12 protein-coding genes and 1 pseudogene are annotated in these 18,229 nt (G+C 63.6%); 8 read left to right on the forward strand and 5 right to left on the reverse strand.

Going from position 1 to position 18,229, the window contains the following annotated elements:
- Window positions 1-46: 46 nt before the first annotated feature.
- Together BBIA_RS05390 and BBIA_RS05395 are read left to right on the forward strand one after the other, a co-directional pair.
- Window positions 47-1,080 (forward strand): annotated as a pseudogene (locus BBIA_RS05390) (glycosyltransferase family 2 protein).
- A 504-nt stretch (window positions 1,081-1,584) separates the two neighbouring features.
- Entirely contained in the window at window positions 1,585-3,741 is a 2,157-nt protein-coding gene (locus tag BBIA_RS05395) for a DUF5696 domain-containing protein (RefSeq protein WP_033494396.1), read from the forward strand.
- 302 nt (window positions 3,742-4,043) lie between these two features.
- Here the strand turns inward: BBIA_RS05395 and BBIA_RS05400 are convergent, their stop codons facing one another.
- The gene (locus BBIA_RS05400; RefSeq protein ID WP_420796684.1) at window positions 4,044-6,119 is read right to left on the reverse strand and encodes a C69 family dipeptidase; all 2,076 of its coding nucleotides are present in this window, start codon (window positions 6,117-6,119) and stop codon (window positions 4,044-4,046) included.
- Window positions 6,120-6,145: 26 nt separating this feature from the next.
- Here BBIA_RS05400 and BBIA_RS05405 point away from each other — a divergent pair, with 26 nt between their 5' ends.
- From BBIA_RS05405 to BBIA_RS05430, 6 genes are all read left to right on the forward strand, one after another.
- Window positions 6,146-6,394 carry a mycoredoxin gene (locus BBIA_RS05405; protein ID WP_033494394.1) on the forward strand — a complete coding sequence of 83 codons (249 nt, stop codon included), beginning with the start codon at window positions 6,146-6,148 and terminating at the stop codon, window positions 6,392-6,394.
- A gap of 817 nt (window positions 6,395-7,211) precedes the next feature.
- Complete coding sequence (locus tag BBIA_RS05410) at window positions 7,212-7,871, forward strand: MptD family putative ECF transporter S component (RefSeq protein ID WP_033494393.1); 660 nt, start codon at window positions 7,212-7,214, stop codon at window positions 7,869-7,871.
- A 121-nt stretch (window positions 7,872-7,992) separates the two neighbouring features.
- Window positions 7,993-8,925, forward strand: a complete 933-nt coding sequence (locus tag BBIA_RS05415; RefSeq protein ID WP_081892068.1) for an energy-coupling factor transporter transmembrane component T family protein — start codon at window positions 7,993-7,995, stop codon at window positions 8,923-8,925.
- A 137-nt stretch (window positions 8,926-9,062) separates the two neighbouring features.
- On the forward strand, window positions 9,063-10,937 hold the full coding sequence (locus BBIA_RS14850) for an ABC transporter ATP-binding protein (RefSeq protein WP_051923820.1): 1,875 nt from the start codon (window positions 9,063-9,065) through the stop codon (window positions 10,935-10,937).
- Window positions 10,934-11,860: a hypothetical protein gene (locus BBIA_RS05425; RefSeq protein ID WP_238548450.1), complete on the forward strand. Its 927-nt coding sequence runs from the start codon at window positions 10,934-10,936 to the stop codon at window positions 11,858-11,860. The genes BBIA_RS14850 and BBIA_RS05425 overlap by 4 nt, the downstream gene beginning before the upstream one ends.
- Before the next feature lie 386 nt (window positions 11,861-12,246).
- Window positions 12,247-12,939, forward strand: a complete 693-nt coding sequence (locus BBIA_RS05430) for a hypothetical protein (RefSeq protein WP_033494392.1) — start codon at window positions 12,247-12,249, stop codon at window positions 12,937-12,939.
- Window positions 12,940-13,260: 321 nt separating this feature from the next.
- On the opposite strand, the gene nrdF is transcribed toward BBIA_RS05430, so the two are convergent.
- The 4 genes from nrdF to BBIA_RS05450 form a co-directional block, all read right to left on the reverse strand.
- Window positions 13,261-14,253 (reverse strand): class 1b ribonucleoside-diphosphate reductase subunit beta, encoded by a 993-nt coding sequence (nrdF, locus tag BBIA_RS05435; protein WP_033494391.1) that lies wholly within the window; start codon window positions 14,251-14,253, stop codon window positions 13,261-13,263.
- Between the two features lie 328 nt (window positions 14,254-14,581).
- Window positions 14,582-16,726, reverse strand: a complete 2,145-nt coding sequence (gene nrdE / locus BBIA_RS05440) for a class 1b ribonucleoside-diphosphate reductase subunit alpha (RefSeq protein WP_051923821.1) — start codon at window positions 16,724-16,726, stop codon at window positions 14,582-14,584.
- Window positions 16,727-17,037: 311 nt separating this feature from the next.
- Complete coding sequence (gene nrdI / locus BBIA_RS05445; protein WP_420796685.1) at window positions 17,038-17,550, reverse strand: class Ib ribonucleoside-diphosphate reductase assembly flavoprotein NrdI; 513 nt, start codon at window positions 17,548-17,550, stop codon at window positions 17,038-17,040.
- A gap of 140 nt (window positions 17,551-17,690) precedes the next feature.
- On the reverse strand, window positions 17,691-17,990 hold the full coding sequence (locus tag BBIA_RS05450; RefSeq protein WP_033494390.1) for a glutaredoxin family protein: 300 nt from the start codon (window positions 17,988-17,990) through the stop codon (window positions 17,691-17,693).
- Between the last annotated feature and the right edge of the window lie 239 nt (window positions 17,991-18,229).

An 18,229-nucleotide genomic window follows, 5' to 3' on the forward strand; every position in this document is an offset into this window, starting at 1 on the left:
GGGATGAGCAACAAACCGGCGGCGAGGGACAATCCCGAGGGAGACCATGAACCAGAACGCGACCACACTGACCTTCATCGTGCCCGCATACAACATGGAGGAGTATCTCGAACGCTGCGTATCCTCGCTGCTGCAGGCGCGCGACAACGGCGACATCGAAGTGCTCATCGTCGACGACGGCTCGCACGACTCCACGCCGCAGCTCGCCGACACGTACGAGCGTCGCTGGCCGGGCCGCGTACGCGCCATCCACCAGCCAAACAAGGGTCACGGCGGCGCGGTCAACACGGGCATCGCGAACGCGCGCGGCACGTACGTCAAGGTCGTCGACGCGGACGACTGGATCGACCCGCAGTCGATCGACACGATGATGGCGACGCTGCGCGAGCAGTGCGCGTCCGACCGGCCGGTCGACATGGTCGTCACGAACTACGTCTACGACAAAGTCGGCAAGCGGCGCAAGCACACGGTGAACTTCCGTCACGCCATGCGGCCGGGCGAAATCCTCACGTGGGACGATCTGGGGCACTTCGGTCTCGCCGAATACATCCTCATGCACGCGCTCACGTTCCGCACGGCGGTCGTGCGCGAATCCGGCATGGTGCTGCCCGAGCACACGTTCTACGTCGACTTCATCTACGCATACCAGCCGTTCACCAAGGTGCGCACGATGCTGTACCTCGACATGCCGTTCTACCACTACTTCATCGGCCGCGAGGGCCAGTCGGTGCAGACCGACGTGATGATCCGCCGCGTCGAGCAGCTCATCCTCGTCAACCACCGCATGGTCGAGGCGACGCCCGAGCCGGGCACCGTGCCGGACGGGCTGTACAAGTACATGATCCACTTCCTGGCGATCGAAAGCTCCGTGACGTCGGTGTTCCTGATCCTCTCGCGCGATCCGGAGAACTATCGCAAGAAGGACCGGCTGTGGGCCGACATCGCCGCGCATTCGCCGGCGATCGGCCGCGACGTGCGCCGCAAGGCCATGTCGCGCGCGCTCAACCTGCCCGGTTCGGCCGGCCGCTGGATCATCCGCCACGCTACGCCATCGCCGAACGCGTCGTCGGCTTCAACTGATCCGCAATCTATCCTGTATCGATCCGTTACCGCGGCATGACACGCGGCTTCGCGCGCCGTCTATCGTCCGTTGCGCGAAGCGAGCCGGATAGACCTTCGGCGAATTGCCCCGCCAAAAGGCCACTCAGTGAGGCAATTCACCGAAAAACCATCCGATTCACCTCGCCGCAACTCGTCAGCGCGGCAAACCCGACAGACCTTCGGAAAACCACCCCGCTGACAGCCCACCCAACGAAGCAATTCACCGAAGATCCGGCCGGTTTGCCACGTCAAATCCTCTCAGCGGAGCAAACCTGATAGGCCTTCGGAAAACCAACCCGATGGCAGCCTGCTCAGCGAAGCAATCCTCCGAAGATCCAGCCGGTTTGCCACGCTAAACCCTCTCAGCGGAGCAAACCCGACAGACCTTCGGAGGATCGCTTCGCCAAGAGCCCTCTCAGCGGGGTAATTTGTCTAAGATGTAGACAAATTACCCCGCACACCAAGCCTTCAGGGAGGACGGCCATGCAATTCACCTGTTCGGGAACCGACGTTCGCTTCGACGAGAAAACGCTGCGCTTCGCCTTCCGCCGCGACGGCGCGGACTGGACGTGGCGTGACGGGTTCATGCCATCATTCGATTGCCATGTTGCCGGTCGTCCCGCGGATGCAGCCACGGTCGTTCCCGGACACACCACATCGGCCGATTCCGACCAGTCCAATCCCAACGACCGTATACGCACGTTCGCGTTCGCAGACGCCGCGTCGATCACGCACGAATTGCGCGAGACGGGCACCGGTGTCGGCGTGTTCAGCACGTTCCGCGGATTCGGCGATGCGCCCGATTTCGCGTTTGCGACGTACGTGTGGGTCGAGCGCGCGTCCGGTGACGTGATCTGCGAGTGGATGCCGCTCGACGAGACCGGCTTGTCCGTGACGCGGCTGACGTGGCCGGGCGAGATGACGTTCGACGGTGAGTCCGACCGCGACGTCACGCTGATCACGCACCAGCAGGGCGTGATGATCCCGAACACGTGGCCGACGGCGGTCAGTTCGGCGCACGGCGACATCGTGTTCGGCGGCCGTTTCGAAACAGCGGGCGGATACATGCCGTGGTTCGCGCAGATCCGCGGATCGCAGGCCGACTGCGGCAAGAACGGGAACGACGAGCCGCATGATGATCGCGACGGCCGCGACGACGGCCGCGACACGCAATCAACGCGATCGGCGCGAATCAGCGACGATGACAGCCGACCCACGACGACCGGCGCGCCCGCGTACATCGCGATCTGCGAGACACCGTGGAACGCGGGCTACGCGATCGAACATCCCGCCGGCGGACGCGAGACGCCGGCCGAGGCCGGCAACGTCGCAGCCGGCACGTTCGTCGGCACGTGCATCGGCATGTGGTTCGAGCCGAGCCTCGGCCGCATGGACTACCGCCGCGTCGTGCGCTACCGTTTCCTGAGCGACGCCGACCACACGTCGGTCGCCAAGTCGTACCGCGCATACGTCGACGAACGCGGCCGACTGCGCACGTTGGCGGAAAAGGCCGCGCGCAATCCGTCCGTCCGCAACCTTATCGGCTGCTCGTGGATGCACGTCGGCATCAAAACCGTCGTTCAGCCGGAGTCGCGCTTCTACGATCGCGAGCATCCCGAGAACAACCTGCACGTGACATCGTTCGCCGCGCGCGCCAAGCAACTCGCGACCCTGCACGAGCTCGGCGCAGGACGCATCTACATGCACCTGGACGGCTGGGCCGAGCCGGGCTACGACAACCAGCATCCCGACTATCTGCCCGCGTGCGAGGAGGCCGGCGGCTGGGCCGGCATGAAGGCGCTCGTCGACGCGTGCCACGCGCGGGGCGACCTGTTCGGCACGCACGACCAGTACCGCGACTACTACTTCGACGCGCGCACGTTCGACCGCAACAACGCGGTCCGTCTGCCCGACGGCACGAACCCCGAGCAGACGATCTGGGCGGGCGGTCACCAGACCTTTCTGTGCGCCGAACTCGCGCCCGACTACGTGCGCCGGAATTTCGCCGAAATCGCCGCGAACGGCGTCAGGCTCGACTGCGCGTACCTTGACGTGTTCACCTGCAACGAGGGCGACGAATGCGCGAATCCCGAGCACCGCATGACGCGCCGCGACTGCTATGAGCGCCGCGCGGAATGCTTCGAATACCTGCTCTCGCACGGCATCCTCTCCAGCTCCGAGGAGGTATCGGACTGGGCCGTGCCGAGCCTCGTGTTCTGCCATTACGCGCCGTACGACTTCCAGATGCGAGATCCGTCCGCGCCGCGACAGGGCGTGCCGGTGCCGCTGTACAACCTCGTCTATCACGACTGCGTGATCGAGCCGTGGATGATGGAGCGCGTGGCCGGCGGCGACGACTACATGCTGTACGCGCTGCTCAACGGTGGCGCGCCGTATCTGATCCGCGACGCCGCATACGTCGGCGTGGACGGCGACATGAGCCCGGAGCAGCGCGCGCAGGCCGAGAACGACATCGAACGGTGCAACGCGGTGGCCGCGCTGCACGAGCGCGTCGGCATGAGCGAGCTCGTGCGGCACGATTTCGTCGGCGGCGACCCGCTCGTGCAGCGGTCCGTGTTCGCGGACGGCACAGTCGTCACCTGCGACTTCCACGATCAGACGTACCGAATCGAGGGGTAACGGGACTGTCCGATCGTTCGGCGAATGATCGGACGGACAGTGATCGGACGGGTGTGGGCATAGACGGTACAGGAACACTTACGGAATCGCGAGCATCCGGACCGGATGGAACCTCCTGGAACCTGACGTGGGCATAGACGGTACATTTCGGCCCACCGTGCGTGGGCATAAACCGTCCATATAGATGAGCGTGGGCATAGACGGTACGTTAAGAGGCCTCTCAGGCCCTCGTAGCGTACCGTTTATGCCCACACACTCATATCCCGGACCTCACGAACACACCCACCCGTGAGACCGTGAAATCACACCCAGCGGTCGGACATCGCGAAGCCGTTGTGCATGAGGTTGCTGGACGTGTACAGCACCTCGCCGAGCAGCTTGGTCGTGCGCGTCTGCAGATAGTCGGCCATGCGATCGTTCGCCTCGGCGAGCACGCTGGCCACGGGCATGCCGTCGCGGCTGCCGTCGCCGTCCGCGCGCCCGTCGCCGTTGCCGTCGATGCCGTCGTCGAAACGTCCGCTGGCGAGCGCCGCGTCGGTCTCCCCCAGCAGCCGGTGTCCGAAGATGCGCACGTTTTCGGCGTATCGTTCGATCGCGTTGCGCGTGTCGAACCAGTGCGCGTCGGCGAGCGCCGCGATCAGCCGGTTCGTCCAGTACAGGCTGCCGGTCGACACGTCCGGCGTCGTGTCGCGCAGGTATGCGGGCGTGTCGTCGACGTTTGCGTAGAACGGCGCGGCCGTGGTGAACGGGCCGGAGCCGTACGAGATCCACATGACCGCGCGGCTGGCGGCGGGCGCGTACGGGCGCAGCTGGATCGCGACCATGTGTCCGGTGCGGTTCACGCCGATCGGACGGTAGCGGTGTCGTGATTCGGCGGTGCCGGTAGTGCCGTACGGGTCGTACGGCGTGCCTTCGAAGTGCGACGAGAGCAGGAAATCAACATCCTCGATAGTCACCTTGCTTTCGGGCACGCGGCACCACGGGATGTCGTCGGATTCGGGCGTGTAGCGGGCGGCGGGCGAATCCCAGTCGTCGCTCGGGTTGAGCCGGCGCTGCATGTACCAGGCGCGCGGCGTGTTGTAGATGTGGTCCTTCGGCGTGCTCGTGCCGAATGCGAGGCGCGGGTTGAACACGTCGGGCACGGCGGTTTCGGTCGTCGGGTTTTCTCGGCTCCCCTTGTCAGGGGAGCTGTCACGCAGTGACTGAGGGGTAGTCAGAGCCGTCTGCAGCGAATCCGGCGCAGCGCTAGCCGCGCCCGCTCCCATCGTCCGGTCGAGCCGATGCCGTGCCATGAACTCGCACAGGTCGGCGCTGCACATGTATTCACGCTGTTCGCCGAACGCGTCGGCCAGGTCGAAGCGGTCGATGCCGAGCTGGTTCGGGATCGTCGCGTAGCAGTCGTCGGGCACGCGGCGTGCGATCCAATGGTGGCCACCAATCGTCTCGACGTACCAGATTTCGTCCGTGTCGGAGATAATCACGCCGTTCGACTCGTACGTGCCGTACGTTTGCAGCAGGTCGCCGAGCCGACGCACGCCTTCGCGCGCGGTCGAGACGTACGGCAGGACGAGCGTGATGATGTCCTCCTCGCCGATGCCGCCCGGCTGTTCAGGCTGGTAGTCGGGCGAACCCGGATCGCCGGCGGCCGGCACGAGCTCGACGAACGGGTCGGCCGCGGCGACGCGCTCGTTGACGGCGATCGTCTCGGTCGCGCTCATCGCCACGTTGCGTTCGTTCGCGCCGGCTTCAGCAAGCACGCCGCGGTTGTTGAGCACGTTCGGCACGATCGTGTACCGGCACGGGTCGTCGGGCAGGTCGATTTCGACGTGGCTGAGCACGCTGCGGTAGTGCCGCGACTGGTCCTGCGGCCGGACGGCGACGAAGCGCTTGGGATCGTAGCGGCCGGAGCCGGAGTCGTCGTCGCGCGCGATGATCGTGGACCCGTCGATGCTGGCTGATTTTCCGATGAGAATGGTGGTGCATGACATGTGATCCACTCTAGGAGCGGGTGCGGCCGTGCCGGTACGGCAACATGGCCGCAGGGACACTGGTTCTACATCATGTGGACTCAGTTTGAGCCGTTCCCATGCCGAAAAAGACTGTATCTGGCGCACGACCTCACCACCGGGACTCAGTTTGAGCCGTTCCCACCCCCAAAACGGCCGTATCCGATACACGACCCCACCACCGGGACTCAGTTTGAGCCGTCTATGGGGGAAACGTGAAGTCAGAGAAGTCAGAAGAGTCGATAAACGTTCGCGGATGGCGTGGTTGGGCGGATGGGCCGTGGGATCGTGAGACGGTAGTGTGGGTGATAACGGGTGCCGGGGTTCGTCCGGCCGGCCGATTGGGCCGCGGGCGGATGGCCGGCATCGCATTATGGATCAAACGGAAAGGAATCATCATGGCCATTGAGATGTACGGCGCGGACTGGTGCGGCGACTGCAAGCGCGCGAAGGCGGCACTGCAGCGTCTGGGCGCGGAGTACGTGTGGCACGACATCGAATCCGAGGAGGGCGCCGCCGACCGCGCGGTCGAGATCAGCGGTCAGAAGCACATTCCGGTCGTGCTGTACCCGGACGGCGCGTTCCAGGTGGAACCGTCCGCCACGGACATCGAGAAGAAGCTCAAGGAACTGGGCATCATCGCCTGACCGGTCTGATCGGCGTGCCGTCGAACGGCGCTGCGTGAACCATTCCGCGCATCCGCGTCGCGGATCGGACACGCATCGAACGCATCATGCGGTTCCGCGCACACAAGCACCATCACGGTTAAACCGCATGTGCCTGCACACGCCGCATCACAGCGCGCCGATCCGCGATTCCAAGCGTTTTCCCAGCAAAACCGGGCGTCTTGCCCAGCAAAACCGCGGGAAACGCTGAAGGTCACCGTCCTATCCTGTATTTCAGGCCGCAAGGCCGATATAACTTAACCTCTTTCCTCTCTCTTCTCTTCTTTCTCTGCAAGCCCGGCGCCAACCCCGCCGGGCTTTCTTGATCGCGACGAAACCACTTGCATACAAGCCACGGCCCGCGCCGCGGCGGCTCTTTCGCGAGTGTGAACCACGGTTCCCGCAGCATTGGCGTGACATCGCCGCTAGTACGTCAATCAAACCGGGGTCATTGTCACGCAAATCGGCCTTGTAGCGTGACATCGCCGCTAGTACGTCAACATCACTAGTACTTTGTCGGGTTTAAACTGTTGCTTCCTTTTCCTCGGCTCCCCTTGTCAGGGGAGCTGTCACGTAGTGACTGAGGGGTAGTCAGCACCCATCACATTAAGTCCGACAAAGTACTAGGCTCAATGTCACGCCAACACCATGCACACCACGATGCGGGGGATCTCACCAAGCCGCGAACGGGGGTATTGTGTCGCGCGCCGATGCCCGATACATTGAATGGAGTTTGTCCATTTCGCGCGTTCCGTCGAGAGCGGAAACCGAAACCGTTCCACCCCTCATCGGAGATCACATGACCCAGCATCAGCCCGCAGCAAACCCGTCCCCGGCTGAACCGGCACCGCAGCCGACGTCCGCCGCCAAGCCCGGCCGCCTCGCCATCCCCGATCTCATCTCGATCGGCATTTTCACCGCCCTGTACTTCGTGTGCGTGTGCGTCGCCACGCTCGTCTCCACGCTCATCGCCGGCGCGGGCACGATCTTCCTGCCGGCCGTCGCCGCGCTCATCTGCGGCCCGGTGTTCATGCTCTCGGTCGCGCGCGTCGGCAAGTTCGGCGGCATCACCGTCATGGGCGTGGTGATCGGCCTGTTCCTGTTCGTCTCCGGCCATTTCGCGCTTTCGTTCGTCGCGAGCGTGGTCTTTCCACTCGTCGGCGACCTGATCGCGCGCATCGGCAACTACAAGAATCGTCTAACGATCCTTATCGGTTACGTCGTGTTCTGCTACGGCCTGACCGGCCCGATCCTGCCACTGTGGTTCATGAAGGACGCGTACGTCGCCTCGCTCGAAGCGCGCGGCAAAAGCGCGGCGTATATCAACGACCTGTTCGCGCAGATCAGCGTCGGCTCGTTCTTCGTGGCGATGGCCGCGATCCTCGTGTGCGGCCTGATCGGCGGTTGGTTCGGCCAGCGCATCCTCAAGAAGCATTTCGTCAAGGCCGGCATCGCCTGATGACCAAAATGGCTGCGATGATTACGGTACGTGATCGGTGGGCCGGCGCGTACGTTCGCATGCTGCCGCACTGTGCGAACGTACGCGTTCGTTGCAGCGGCTTGACGATTGGGCGTCGCACATGACCAATTCGTCGTCAGCATCCTCCGCCCGCGCTGATTCGCGCGCCGGAATGAATTCCGATTCGCGCGCCGCGTCCTGCTCTGCACCGCGGGTCGAGGCGCGCTCCGGCGTGCGTCTCGACCCGCGCGCGAAACTGTATCTGTTGCTGCTCGCGAACCTGCTGCTGTTCTTCCACGTGGACACACGCGGCGAGGCGATCATGGTCGCGCTGTTTCTGCTGCCGCTGTTCACGGCCGGACGGTGGCGGAACGGACTGCGCCTAACCGTGCTGTACGTCGCGCTGCTCGGGCTGGGACTGTGGTCCGACGCGGCGACGATGGGCGGATCGGGCGGTTCTGGCGGATCGCTGATCGGCGTAATCGGCGGCGCGACGGGTTCGGCGGCAGGACCGTCCGGCACGGCCGTTGCGGCCGGAAACGTCGCTGTGACTGCGGCGTCCGCGACGTCCGTAATGGCGACGGCCGGGCACGTCGCCGGATTGCTGTCGGTCGGCATCCGCATGATGATGCCGTGCCTGATCACCGGCGCGTACGCGTTCACCACGACCTCGATCAGCGAATTCGTGTGCGCGATGCGGCGCATGCGCGTGCCCGAGGCGATCGTCATCCCGTGCATGGTTGTGATCCGCTTCTTCCCGACCATTGCGCACGATTATCGGCAGATCCGCAACGCGATGGCCCTGCGCGGCATCGCGGCCGGACGGTTCGCGCTCGTGCGGCATCCGGTGCAATCATTGGAATTCATCATCGTGCCACTGCTTATGAACGCGACGTTCGTCTCGCGCGACCTGTCCGTCGCGGCGCTCACCAAAGGGCTCGGCATCGCCGGCGAACACACCTGCATGACCACCATCCGCATGCACTGGTTCGACTGGGCGTATATGGCCATGTGCACCGCGCCACTGGCTCTCGCGATCGGAGGCGTGCTGTGAGCGGACCCTCCCCCACCATGTCATCCCCGCCGAACGAAGCCCCCACGACGTCATCGCGACCGAGCGAAGCTTCCACTACGCCATTTCAACCAAGCGGTACCCCAACCATGTCATTTCGACCGAACGGTACCCCAACCATGTCATTTCGACCGAGCGAAGCGAGCGGAGAAATCCTATCCCGCGCCGCATCATCGCCGTCCGCACCAATCGTCCTGATATCCGACACGTCGTTCCGATACGCGCATGACGACGCCGGCACGGGTCCCGACAACCCGCCCACGGCATCCACACCAACCGGCACCGTCCCAATCATGTCGGAATCTGCGGTCCCATCCGAACTCGCACTGTCGCACGTCAATCTCACCATCCTTCCCAGCGAAACCGTCATGCTGTGCGGACAGTCCGGCTGTGGCAAAACCACGGTCACGCGACTCATCAACGGCCTGATCCCGAATTTCTTCCACGGTTCGCTGACCGGCTCGCAGACCATCTGCGGACTGGGCGGCGACATCGAGACAGCAGACGACGCGAACAATGCGAACATGACTGCACCCGTGCCGATCGAAGCGCTCGTGCCGCTCGTCGGCAGCGTCTTCCAGAATCCGAAAACGCAGTATTTCAACGCGGACACGACCAGCGAACTCGCGTTTCCGTGCGAAAACATCGGCATGGAGCCGGCGGCCATCCGCGCGCGCGTTGACGACATCGCGCAACGATTCAACATCGGACATCTGCTCGACCGCAGCGTGTTCAAGCTGTCCGGCGGCGAAAAGCAGCGGCTCGCGGTCGCCGCGGCGACGATGCTGCACCCGCGCATCATCGTCATGGACGAGCCGACCAGCAACCTCGACGCGACCGCCATGCGCGACCTGCACGACATGGTCGCCGCGCTCAAACGCGACGGCGTGACGGTCGTGATCGCCGAGCATCGGCTCGCGTGGTGCGCCGATCTGATCGACCGGTACGTGCGTTGTGACGGCGGCACGATCGCCGGCGAATACACGGCCGCCGAGTTTTCCGCACTGCCACCGCAACAGTTGGAATCATGGGGGTTGCGAGCGCTCGATCTCACGCCGTATCGTGCGGAGCTGCGGGCGAAAACCGGTGCAACCGGTGTCGCACCGGCCGATGTTCCGCAATCCAGCGCAACACCATCAGTCGAGTTAGCCGACGCGACGCCATCGGCCAAGTCGCTCGACGCGTCGATCGCGGCATCGGCCAGCCCCGTCATCGACTCGGCAAGTCGGCATTCTTCCACGCTGGGAACGCAACAACGACCATCCATCGGCAACAACGCCCCCATCATCACTACGCGCAATCTCGTCGTTGGCTATCGGCACGCGTTCCGGCGCGATGTCGCCGATCTTGCGTTGCGCGGCGGCGAGATCGTCGGACTCATGGGTCGCAACGGCGCGGGCAAAAGCACGCTCGTGCGCACGCTGTGCGGGCTGCAGAAACCACTCGCGGGACATGTGCTGCTGCACGGCAAGCCGGCGAAACCGGCCGCGCTCACCCGCGCTGGATTCCTCGTCATGCAAGACGTCAACTATCAGCTGTTCGCCGACAGCGCGCGAGAAGAACTGCTGCTCGGGCTCGGCGATGCAAACGATGCCATCCGACAGCCAATCGACCTGTCGAGCACAACCACATCCCCGGCAACGCCGCGACTGCACCCCGCGACCCTCGGCGAACAAGCCGATCGCGTGCTGGAATCGCTCGACCTGCTGCCGTTTGCGGAACGGCATCCGATGAGCCTGTCGGGCGGGCAGAAGCAACGGCTGGCGATCGCGTCGGCGATCATGTGCGGCAAGGAGCTGATCGTGCTCGACGAGCCGACCAGCGGCCTCGACCGCGCGCACATGATGCAGGTGGGTGCGCTGCTGCGGCGGCTCGCGGACGAAGGGCGGGCCGTGCTCGTCGTCACGCACGACGAGGAGCTCGCCGCGCTGTGGTGCGACCGCATCATCGATCTGGACGGCAACGGCCCCACAACGAACAAGGAGAACTCATGACGGAATCTGCGGCAATCCCCGGCAACACTCCTGCACCGACGCGTGCGACGGCCGACGTCACCTCGCCGTCGGCGGCACCATCCGCATCGGACATATCGGAGAGCCGCGTCAAACCGGGCGTAGCGGCGAACGTCTTGGAATCGGCCGCATCGACACACGAGCCGGCCAATTCGGCAGCAAGTAGCAAATCGCCGTTGAATCCGGCCGAATGGACCGGCGACTGGATCAGCTTCGAGCAGCTCATCAACAGCCGTGAACCCGCACTCGAACGCGCGTGGACGGAATCGGAAGCGGCCATGCGCGCGCACCGGTCCGCGTTCACGCTCATGCTGCCGTTTTTCGGAGGAAGCATCCGCCGGTTCTGGCGGTGGGCGTGCCGCACGACCTGCCGCGAAAACCGTCACGCGCCGATCGCCGGATGGCATATCGAACCGTTGGAATACGGCGAGAACGCCGGCAATGGGTTCGCGCTCGAATGGCGCAGCGGCGAAAATACGGTGATCGGGCGCTACGCCTACCAGCTCGACCACATGATCGACCGTGGCCTCGAGGGCAAGCCGTGCTACGTGTTCCACGCCGACTCCGCGCCGGAAGGCAGCCCGTTCCGGGTGCTTATCGCGATGGACCCCATGCCGTCACGGGCCGAACAGGCCGTGCTGGATGAACGCACCGAACACACCAAACAAGCCGATCAGGTCGAACAGGCCGGTCACGAGGGTCTGCTCAGCCACCTGCACTTCCAGTACGGTAGCAGCGAGGCGGCGCTGCTGCGCGGAGGCCCGAACGCGGGTGCGGCGGCCAAACTCCGCCATCGCATGTGGTATCCGACCATGTGCGCGGGAGACGGCGACCTGCTCGCGCAGTGCAACGTCGTGCGCGCGCTGCACAAGCTGCCTTTGTGGGAGCGACTGCCCGAACAGTGACACGGTTCAAAGTGGCCTCAGGCCGTTCGCTCATGGTCAACGCGACGAGAGTTTGACGATCGAGAGGCTGATTCCAGAACTTGCACAGGTCAGTTTGACGATCGAGAGGCTACATTCTCACCGCACTTTCGATAGCACGCCATCCAAACCACCCAAAACCGCCAAAAACGTCCCGGCAAATCGGCCTCCGACCGGAGTATCGGCGAGCAGCAGCCTCTCAATCGTCAAACTGACCTCATCACTCGGCGAAATCAGCCTCTCGATCGTCAAACCGTGAACAAACTGCGGGAAAATTACAGAGCATTGCAGAGTAGCAGGCTCATGTACCGACGCGAGGGCGGCGCGTCGCAGCGTACGCTCGCGCAAACCCTCCTACAGTGGAACACATGGGAAACGCCGTCGCACACCGCACACCGGAGCCGGGATCGGAGCTGGAACCGCAATCGGAATCGGCCTGTTCGCCCGAAGAATGGCAGGGAAGCCGTCAACCGGTACGACAGCTCATCCGCCGGCGACTCTGGCAGACGTTCGGCCCGGCGGTCGTGGTGGCGGCGCTCGGCGTGATCGGCGTCATCTGCGTGTGGATCGTGCGCGACACGATCGGCCGGCCGCTGTTCCCGGACGGTATATCGCCGTGGGAGTACGTGCTCATCGCCGTCGGGCTGCTGGTATTGGGGTCGATCGGCTGGCTGGCCCTGCATTCGGTGATCGTCCAGTTGCCGTACGACATGGTCGGCGTGCGCACCGACGACGATTTTCCGCTGCGGCTCGTCCGCAAGCCGCACGACAACCGCGATCTCGAACTCGAAGACCCCGACTTTCTCGTGTCAGCGATCCTGTTTTCCGGCAATCTCAACCGGGTGTTCAAGGTGCTCGAACTGGACGGCGGCGAGGCCGACGTCTGCTGGACGATCATGCAGGTCAGCGACGGCCGGTTGCGCGTTGTCAGCCGCGACTGCGTCGATACGGGCACACGGCTCGCATGCGCGGAACAGTACACGACCGACGACCTGACCGGCATTCCTCTCGACGACAACTGCGAATATGATCAGCGCAACAGCATGCTCATCGTGCGCTGACCGTTTCTGCCACCCGGCTCACCGTTTTTTCGCAGCTTTCTGCAATCTGTGAGGCAGATTTTGCCACTTGCACGGGTCTACTCGCGATCTGTGAGGCAGCTATTCGAAAGATCACCTCAACAACTGGCGGAAACGGGCAATATCACGGGGATTATCCCCGACGACTGACCGACCAGCTGCCTCACAGATCGCAGATAGAGCCATGCAAAAGACGAAAACCGCCTCACAGATGAGAGAAACCACAACAATTTGGCCGTCGTCGACAGTCCGAGGCCTCAGGACGCCCAAGATGCCCCGAGCGCCCCAAGACACCCCGAAAGATCAGAAGTCCCAATCCTCGTCGTCGGTCTCCTCGGCCTTGCCCATCACGTACGACGAGCCGGAACCGGAGAAGAAGTCGTGGTTCTCGTCCGCGTTCGGCGAGAGCGACGCGATGATCGCCGGGTTCACGTCGCAGATCTCCGCCGGGAACAGCGCCGGGTAGCCGAGATTCATGAGCGCCTTGTTGCCGTTGTAGCGCAGGAACTTCTCCACGTCCTCCGTCAGGCCCACACCGTCGTACAGCGACTCGGTGTACTCCACCTCGTTGTCGTACAGCTCGTTGAGCAGATCGTACGTGTACTCGCGCAGCTCCTCGCGCTTCTCGCCGCCGACCAGCTCCAGGCCCTTCTGATACTTGTATCCAATGTAGTAGCCGTGCACGGCCTCGTCGCGGATGATCAGGCGGATCACATCGGCCGTGTTCGTGAGCTTCGCGTGGCTCGAGAAGTACATCGGCAGGTAGAAGCCCGAGTAGAACAGGAACGATTCGAGCAGCGTCGAGGCGACCTTGCGCTTGAGCGGGCTGTCGCCCTCGTAGTAGTCGAGCACGATCTGCGCCTTGCGCTGCAGGAACTCGTTCTCCTCGCTCCACGCGAATGCGGCGTCGATCTGCTCGCTCGAGCACAGCGTCGAGAAGATGCTCGAATACGACTTCGCATGCACGGATTCCATGAACGCGATGTTCGTGTACACGGCCTCCTCGTGCGGGGTGAGCGCGTCCGGAATCAGCGACACCGCGCCGACCGTGCCCTGGATCGTGTCGAGCAGGGTCAAGCCGGTGAACACGCGCATGGTGAGCATGTGCTCCTCCTCGCTCATCGACTGCCAGCTGGGGATGTCGTTGGAGACGGGGACCTTCTCGGGCAGCCAGAAGTTGCCGGTGAGACGGTCCCAGACCTCGAGGTCCTTCTCGTCCTCGAGTTTGTTCCAGTTGATCGCGCTGACGCGGTCGATGAGCTTCAACGGTTTGCGCGGAATGGAGATCGGTGCCATGTTTGGATTCCTTTGTTCGATGCGATTGACGTGACGATATATAAATGTGACGATATAAGTGTGTCGATATGAGTGTGTGCGTTGCCGCGACGGGAGCCGGCATGTATTACTCGACACGCTCCGGGCCGCTCGGCCAAGTCATACGGTCGAGCAACACATGCCGGCTCCCGTCGCTCAGTTACGTCGTGCTGTTGCGTTTCGTATGCGTCTTTTCAACTGAACGCACAGCGTGGTGCGGCATGTGTTGCTCGACCGTAAGCTTGGCCGAACGGCCTTGAGTGTGTCGAGCGACATATGCCGCCGCACCACGCGGCAGAGCCGCAGCCATCTACAGCATGCAAGACACGCAGCCCTGCACCTCGGTGCCTTCCAGCGCCTGCTGGCGGATGCGGATGTAGTAGAGGGTCTTGATGCCCTTGCGCCACGCATAGATCTGCGCCTTGTTCACGTCGCGCGTGGTGGCCGTGTCGGGGAAGAACAGCGTGAGCGAGAGTCCCTGATCGACGTGCTGCGTCGCCTCGGCATACGTGTCGACGATCGCCTTCCAGCCGATCTCGTACGCGTCCTTGAAGTATTCGAGGTTCTCGTTCGTCATGTACGGCGCGGGGTAGTACATGCGGCCGATCTTGCCTTCCTTGCGGATTTCGATTTTGGAGGCGATCGGGTGGATCGACGACGTGCTGTGGTTGATGTACGAGATCGATCCGGTCGGCGGCACGGCCTGCAGGTTCTGGTTGTAGATGCCGTCGCGCAGGATCGCGTCGCGCAGCGCAGCCCAGTCGTCGACGGTCGGGATCGCGATGCCGTACTGCGCGAACAGGTCACGGACCCGGTCCGTACGCGGGGACAGCGAACGGCGGCCGTCGGTGTACTTGTCGAAATAGTTGCCCTGTCCGGCCGGCTTCGCGTACGCGGATCGCTCGAATCCGACGAACGCGCGGCCGCGCTCGACCGCAAGGTCGTGCGACGCGCGGTAGGCGTGGTAGGCGACGGTCATGAAGTACATGTCGGTGAAGTCGAGCGCCTCGTCGGAGCCGTACTGGATGCCTTCGCGGGCGAGGAAACCATGCAGGTTCATCTGGCCGAGGCCGATCGCGTGGCCTTCCTCGTTGGCGCGGCGGATCGACGGCACTGCGGCGATGCTGGTCTGTTCGGCGACCGACGTGAGCGCGCGGATCGCTGTTTCGACCGTGCCGCCGAGGCCGCCATCCATCGCCTTGGCAATGTTGAGCGAGCCGAGGTTGCAGGAAATGTCGCGGCCGACGTGCGCGTACGTGAGGTCCTCGTTGTACGCGCTCGGCTCCTGCACCTGCAGGATTTCGGAGCACAGGTTCGACATGGTCACGCGGCCGTCGATCGGGTTGGCGCGGTTGACGGTGTCCTCGAACACGATGTACGGATAGCCGGACTCGAACTGGAGTTCCGCGAGCGTGGTGAAGAACTTGCGCGCGTCGATGTACGTTTTGCGAATGCGATCGTCTGCGACCATCTTCTCGTAGTTCTCGCTGATCGGCACGTCGGCGAACGGCTTGCCGTACACGCGCTCGACGTCGTACGGGCTGAACAGCGCCATCTGCGCCTTCTGCTTGGCCAGTTCGAACGTGATGTCCGGCACGACCACGCCGAGCGCGAGCGATTTGATGCGGATCTTCTCGTCCGCGTTCTCGCGCTTGGTGTCGAGGAAGCGCATGATGTCGGGGTGGTGCGCGCTCAGGTAGACCGCGCCCGCGCCCTGTCGCGCGCCGAGCTGGTTCGCGTACGAGAACGAGTCCTCGAGTAGTTTCATGACCGGCACGACGCCGCTCGACTGGTTTTCAATGTGCTTGATCGGCGCGCCCAGCTCGCGCAGGTTGCTCAGCAGCAGAGCCACGCCGCCGCCGCGCTTGGACAGCTGCAGGGCCGCGTTGATGCCGCGCGAGATCGATTCCATGTTGTCCTCGATGCGCACGAGGAAGCAGCTGACCGCTTCGCCGCGCTGCGCTTTGCCGAGGTTGAGGAACGTGGGCGTGGCCGGCTGGAAGCGGCCGGCGATCATCTCGTCGAGGTAGGCGATGGCGGCCTGCTCGTCGCCTGCGGCCAGTGCGAGCGCAACGGCGGCGCAGCGCTGCGGGAAGTCTTCGAGGTACTGCTTGCCGTCGAACGACTTGAGCGCGTAGGAGCGGAAGAATTTGAACGCGCCGAGGAACGTTTCGAACTCGTAGCCGCTGGCGGCCGCGCGCGCGTAGAACGAGTCGAGGAATTCGGGCGTGTACTGGTCGAACACGCGCTTCTCGTAGTACTGGTTGCCGATCAGGTACGCGAGGCGTTCTGCGGTGGAGGCGAAGCGGCGCGTGTTCGGCTCGATTTCGCTGGCGACGTACGCGCGTTCGGCTTCCTTGTCCTTGTCGAACTGGATGCGGTGGTGCTCGTCGTACAGGTTGAGCATCGCGTTGAGCGCGTGGTAGTCGGTGGACGGGTCGTAGGTGGTGGTCATGGAAGATCTTTCTTGGTTGAATGGAGTTATTGGCGTGGCATTGGCGAGGTTTGCCGGATATTACTGGGCCGAATGTCACGCAGATCAGCCCACTTGCGTGACATTCAGACCAGTAGCAGGGCTGCACTATCCCGAATGTCACGGAACCGGGTCATTTGGCGTGACATTCCCGCTAGTACTTTGTCGGATTAAACTGTTGCATTCCTTTTCTCGGCTCCCCTTGTCAGAGGAGCTGTCACGAAGTGACTGAGGGGGTAGTCAGAACCCATCACATTAGGTCTGACAACCATCGCACCGGTACTGGCCGCATGTCACGCAAGGGAAGTGTCCGGCACCGTATCAGTCGGCGCAGCAGCCGCGAAGAACCGGGCCAGCCCGTCGCGCGTCTTGCGCACGTCCTCCGGCGTGCCCATGAGTTCGAACGTGAACAGCAGCGGCACCTTGCATTTTGCGGATACGATGCGCCCGGCAGCGGCGTATGCGTCGCCGAAGTTCGTGTTGCCCGACGCGATCACGCCGCGGATCCACGTGCGATTGTCGGGATCGTTGAGGAATCGCTTGACTTGCGGCGGCACGGCCTTGCTCACGACTCCCCCGCCGTACGTCGGCACGATCAGCACGTACGGTTCGTGCACGGCGAGCGGTTCGTCGCCGGGGCGCAGCGGGATGCGATAGGACGCGATGCCGAGTTCGTCGAGTCGGCAGTTTGCGACGAATCGTGCAGTGTTTTCCGACGCGGATGAAAAGTAGACGACGGCGCCGGCGTGGCGCGGCGACGATGCGGCCGGTCCAGCTGCGGTTGCATGAGCGGCTGTCGCAACGATGGCCGATGTCACCGAAACTGCCGACGACGACCGTTCGGCCGCGGCGGTCACCGAGTCGGATGCGCTGGTTGCGACGGTCGCCATGTCAGATGCGACTGCGGTCGCGATGACGGACGCGCTTGACTGCGTTGCCGGATCGCTCATGCGACCAGAATGCGTTCGTTGGCGCCGGTCGCCGAGATGGTGTCGTGTTCGGCGGCGGATTCGGCCGCGATGGCTTTCGCCAGTTCGCGAATGAGGTCGGGGCGGTATCCAGTCCACGAATTGTCCGGCGTGATGACGACCGGAGCCTGCTTGAAACCAGCCTCCTGCAGCTGTTCGAGCGTGGACGGGTTTTCGGACAGATCGACGGTTTCGAACGGAACGCCCAGCTTGGTGAGCTGGCGCTTGGTGGCGTCGCACTGCGGGCAACGCGGTTTGGTGAAGACGGTAACGGTCATGTGATGCCTCCATTCGGTCGATGCTGTGAACTGCCGAGGAACTAGACTACAACCATGCACGACACTAGTTCTTGTGGCGTGTCGGACACTCCGTCACTAGATATAGGGTTTGCGCCCGTTCTGGCAGTAGGCGTGTCGCACTATGTCGCAGCGTCCGCGCCGCGGTCGCGCAGCCGAAAATCATCACTGTCAGATACATCACATTGCGCGCCGTCGTCGCACAGCACCAAGCACCAAGC

The organism is Bifidobacterium biavatii DSM 23969 (assembly GCF_000741165.1).
GTDB classification, from domain to species: domain Bacteria; phylum Actinomycetota; class Actinomycetes; order Actinomycetales; family Bifidobacteriaceae; genus Bifidobacterium; species Bifidobacterium biavatii.